Raw genomic sequence first — 4,688 nt, 5'->3', positions numbered from 1 at the left:
ACTTTGTGAAGCATTATATAATTTTTATAAAAAAGTTTAATCAAAACTCACTTAGAATTTTCATTTGAAAGAATAAAGCATCGGATCTTTCTCCCAAATTAACATTAGTCGAACTTAAATCCTTTTAGGGCTTCTGCCAGTGCATTATTTATAGGTTCTTCTTTATCCTGCTGCTTTAAATATTTCTGAACCGTACGTTTATCGACTTTACCACGAGATTCTTTCTTACGTCTTGCTTCAAAAGCTGATAGCTTTTCACGATATCCGCATTTACATACAAAGATTTGCCCCGCCCCTTCACCACGAAGTTCTAGTTTCTTCTTACATTGTGGACAGCGTGCATTGGTTACTCGTGATATATTTTTACGGTGACCACATTCACGATCTTGGCAAACAAGCATTTTTCCTTTTTTACCATTCACCTCAAGCATAGGTTTACCACAGTCAGGGCATGACTTTGTAGAGATGTTTTCATGTTTGTATTTTTTGTCACTTGATTTAATTTCCTTCACGATTTCTTTAGCATGCTGTTTCATTTCATTAATAAAGGCATCTTTTTTCAGTTTTCCTTTTGCAATTAGTTCAAGTTTTTGTTCCCACTCTGCTGTCGTAGCTGGTGAACGTAATTCTTCTGGAACTAATTCTAACAGTTGACGACCTTTTGCTGTGATGTAAATATCCTTGCCACCACGTTTTTCGATTAGGAATGAATTAAATAGTTTATCAATAATATCTGCACGTGTCGCTACAGTACCTAATCCACCAGTCGATTTTAATGTATCAGCAAGTTGTTTATTTTGCGTATCCATATATTTTGTAGGATTCTCCATTGCTGAAAGTAAAGTCGCTTCGTTAAAGCGTGCAGGTGGCTTTGTTTGACCTGATGTTTGCATAATTAACTTTACAGCTAATGTATCGCCTTTTTCAATGCGAGGTAAAAGTTGCTCTTTTACGTCATCAATTACATCATCATCTTCAAAGCGATTTTCATATACTTCTTTCCAACCAGCATGTAAAATTGTTTTTCCGCGTGCAATGAACGTTTCATTACCGACTTTTGTACGCAACGTTAGTTGCTCGTATTCGAATGCTGGGAATAAGACTGCTAAGAAGCGTTTTACAACTAGATCATAAATTTTACGTTCTTTATCTGTGAAAGCTGAGAAGTTTACATAGCTTTCTGTTGGAATAATTGCGTGATGATCGCTTACTTTACTATCATCAACAAATGATTTATTAGATTTTATCGGTTTATTTAAAATTTTATGTGCTAAAGGACGGTATTCTCCAACTCCACACGCCTTCAGACGTTCTGGAAGTGTCCCGACGATATCTGATGAAATGTAGCGTGAATCTGTACGAGGATACGTTAACACTTTATGCTGTTCATACAACTTCTGCATAATGTTTAATGTTTCTTTAGCAGAGTAACCGAACTTCTTATTTGCATCACGTTGTAGCTCAGTTAAATCATAAAGACCAGGAGAGAATAACTTCTTCTGCTTTTTATCAATCTCCACAACAGTAGCATTTTGCTTATCTAAGCTCTTTACGATACTATCAATTTTTTCTTTATTAAAGCTTCGATTATTCCCGTTAGTATCTTGCCAAGTTAGTTTGACTGAACCAGTTTGTGCTTCAATGCCATAGTACACTTGTGGTTTGAAGTTTTTAATTTCATCTTCACGTGCAGCTATCATGGCTACAGTAGGCGTCTGAACACGCCCACAATTTAACTGTGCATTATATTTTGTCGTTAAAGCTCTAGTGGCATTTAGTCCGATGTACCAATCTGCTTCAGAACGAGCTACGGCAGCAAAGTATAAGTTTTCGTATGCTTTACCAGGTTTTAAATTATTGAATCCATCTTTGATTGCCTTATCTGTTACGGATGAAATCCATAAACGTTTGATTGGTTTATTTACTTTAGATTTGGCAATAATCCAACGGGCTACTAACTCACCCTCACGCCCCGCATCTGTTGCGATAATAATTTCGTTTACGTCATTACGATTTAACTGTGATTTAACGGAATTAAACTGTTTACCGGATTGTTTAATTACTGATAGTTTTAAACGATCAGGTAGCATTGGTAAATCTTCTAAATTCCATTTTTGATATTTCTTATCATACATTTCTGGATCAGCTAGGGTGACTAGATGTCCTAGTGCCCATGTCACGATATATTTATCGCCCTCTAAAAAGCCGTTCCCTTTTTTATTACATTTCAGTACATTCGCAATATCACGAGCTACTGATGGTTTTTCTGCTAATACTAAGCTTTTTGCCATATTTTCATGCTCCTTCAATATCTTGTACTTTATACTATAACACAGTTCTAATACATGAAATATGGATAAAGGACTAGTTCTATTTTGAAGTCATTATTGTCATTGCTTGTTTAAGGATTTCTACTTCCTGTTTTAAACGTTTATTTTCTTTTTGAATAGCACTGAATTCTTTAAAAGAAATAGCCGATTCATCAGCATATAGTTTTATCCAAGAATAGATTGCGGTGGGTGACACTTTATATTCCTTACCCAGTTCAGTTGTTGCCCTTCCTTCAAGATGTAATTGAACAATTTTCTTTTTAAAACTTTCGTCATATTTCTTACTAGACATAAAAAATCTCCTTCAAAAAATGTTTATTAATATTGTAGCATCACCTCTTTATGATGACTATAGTCGGTCGATTAAATTAGTGGATTTCTTAGTTAATTAACTAAGAGGTGAGCTTATCGAGATATCAAAAGCTTTTGGTACCGTGTTAAGAAAACACAGAAAACTAGCTGGTCTTTCCCAAGAACAATTGGCGTTACAATGCGACCTAGATAGAACTTTTATTGGATTACTAGAACGCGGACAAAGACAGCCTAGCATTACTACGATATTTATTATTTGTGGGGTACTAAAAATAATGCCTCATGAATTGATTAAAGAAGTTGAAAGTTTATGCGTTATTTAAATGATGTATTTCACAAAACACAGAGGGAAATTGAAGAGCGAATATACTATACGAAAGCATGCCTAAATTAAGAGAACCCATGCTAGTGTCGAGTAAGGTTCTCTTAATTATAAGCAAAATATATTTTTTATTTTTCCACTTTATTGGCAAACTATAAATCTAAGTCTTCGATAAGTGTATTTTTTGTCTTCGTTATTGTTACTACATTATCAATTTTATTGTCAGTATTAAGCCCTAGTATAGCCTTATTAGGCTGTTCTTTAAACATATCCTGAAATAGCTGTTCCACTGTAGCAGATCTAGTTTTTCCAGTTGTAATTAAGTTTATTAAACCAAAATCTTTAACGCTTGATAAATTTGCCCATTGAAAAAGAACATTTTGATAGATTTCGTTATTGTCCTTGAGATTTACAATCTCAGCCTTAAGTTCAGCGATTTCTTGTGCCATCTTAGTTTCTTTTTCTTTGAGTTGATTGTAGCGAGTAGATATTTTACGATAGCCATACTCATTTACCTTCAGTTGATTAATAATTTTCTTTTTAGTAGCTGGAGTGTCCTGTGATAATCTGTTTATAACATCATTTGTTGAGATAATTTCAATGTATTGATTATTATTTTCTATTAAAGCGCTTCTCTTTTTATTGATTTCATCAACTAACAATTTCCCTTGACGATCAGGTTTTCTCCAAAAATCTTCACTCAGTTTAAAATCTAATATTCCTTTGTTATATTCTTCTAATGCATAAAGGAAAATTTCTTTATATCTTATAATTTGAATATTTTCCTGATTTCTTAAGAAATCATCAATAATCTTTAGAAGAATATCTTTAGGATATATTTTAGACTTACGCCCTCGACTTTTCATACATTTCAAACCCTTCCTTTAGTTTTGCTAATTGGTATAATGCATCTTTTACTTTCTTAGAACTTTCAATTAACTGATAATTGAATTGCGAATTTTTTTCATCATATACATCATTTTTATGATGTATGAGACCAGTTTTATGAAGTGCTAATAGTTTATCGATGCATAATTTAAGAACAGACTCTTGATTAACAAGGATGTTTTGTAATTTATCATAATGTTTTTGGTAATCATCGAAGGTTATTCTCCAATGTTTACAGAGATAGTGTTCATCTACGGGACAGTCTTGTAAAGGATCTGTACAATAACCGATTTCTAATGGAATTTTAACAACTTCAGAAACTTCCGTAGTGGTATTCATCGCATTTTTGAAAATAATTTCTTTAAAAAATTCGTTTGAAAGGTCACCTAAATGTCTTTTTTGATTCGCTAATAATTTTATTAGGTCTGAATCAACCCAATATTCCAAGTGGTTATGATAAGCCATTTGAGAATAAATAGAATTGTGTCCCCCTAATCTAGCAATCTCACTGGGATGATAACCTTGCAACATTAAATTCAAAAATGCAAAATGGCGAGTATCATTTGGTCTTATTTTCCTATAAATATTGTAAGGTGATTGGATATGTGGCTCCGAGCTGTTCTCTAATAATTTGAGGCCATACTTCCCACAAACAATTTCACTATAAAATTTGTTTAATAAATTCTTGAAATTTGTGTAATTAAAGATTTCTGGTTTTATATTTCGAACTGTACTAGACGTTTGTAATAATGTTTTAGACGGTTTAACAGAATATATTTTTTGTTGATATAATTTGATTGAATTGGCAATTTTATCCGAAATCAAAATTTTGTCGT

The 4,688-nt window shown here is 32.9% G+C and carries 4 protein-coding genes and 1 pseudogene; 1 reads left to right on the top strand and 4 read right to left on the bottom strand.

All coding sequences use genetic code 11. The annotated features are described in order from the left end of the window. Positions 1–104: 104 nt before the first annotated feature. Both ACQGS6_RS23295 and ACQGS6_RS23290 read right to left on the bottom strand, forming a co-directional pair. Positions 105–2,291 (bottom strand): DNA topoisomerase III, encoded by a 2,187-nt coding sequence (locus ACQGS6_RS23295; protein ID WP_426965676.1) that lies wholly within the window; start codon positions 2,289–2,291, stop codon positions 105–107. 79 nt (positions 2,292–2,370) lie between these two features. Then, positions 2,371–2,622 carry a transposase gene (locus tag ACQGS6_RS23290; RefSeq protein WP_002169259.1) on the bottom strand — a complete coding sequence of 84 codons (252 nt, stop codon included), beginning with the start codon at positions 2,620–2,622 and terminating at the stop codon, positions 2,371–2,373. A gap of 115 nt (positions 2,623–2,737) precedes the next feature. Between ACQGS6_RS23290 and ACQGS6_RS23285 the strand changes: the two genes are divergently transcribed. Further along, positions 2,738–2,965 carry a helix-turn-helix domain-containing protein gene (locus ACQGS6_RS23285; protein ID WP_016103240.1) on the top strand — a complete coding sequence of 76 codons (228 nt, stop codon included), beginning with the start codon at positions 2,738–2,740 and terminating at the stop codon, positions 2,963–2,965. 151 nt (positions 2,966–3,116) lie between these two features. Here ACQGS6_RS23285 and ACQGS6_RS23280 read toward each other — a convergent pair whose 3' ends face one another. Then, positions 3,117–3,830, bottom strand: a complete 714-nt coding sequence (locus tag ACQGS6_RS23280) for a hypothetical protein (RefSeq protein WP_426965675.1) — start codon at positions 3,828–3,830, stop codon at positions 3,117–3,119. Continuing rightward, positions 3,811–4,688: pseudogene (locus tag ACQGS6_RS23275) on the bottom strand (site-specific integrase); the annotation flags it as partial. The gene ACQGS6_RS23280 and the pseudogene ACQGS6_RS23275, both read right to left, overlap by 20 nt.

This window comes from Bacillus sp. GMs2/2 (genome assembly GCF_050172095.1).
GTDB classification, from domain to species: Bacteria; Bacillota; Bacilli; order Bacillales; family Bacillaceae_G; genus Bacillus_A; species Bacillus_A cereus.
This window is presented reverse-complemented; position numbering and strand designations above follow the sequence as displayed.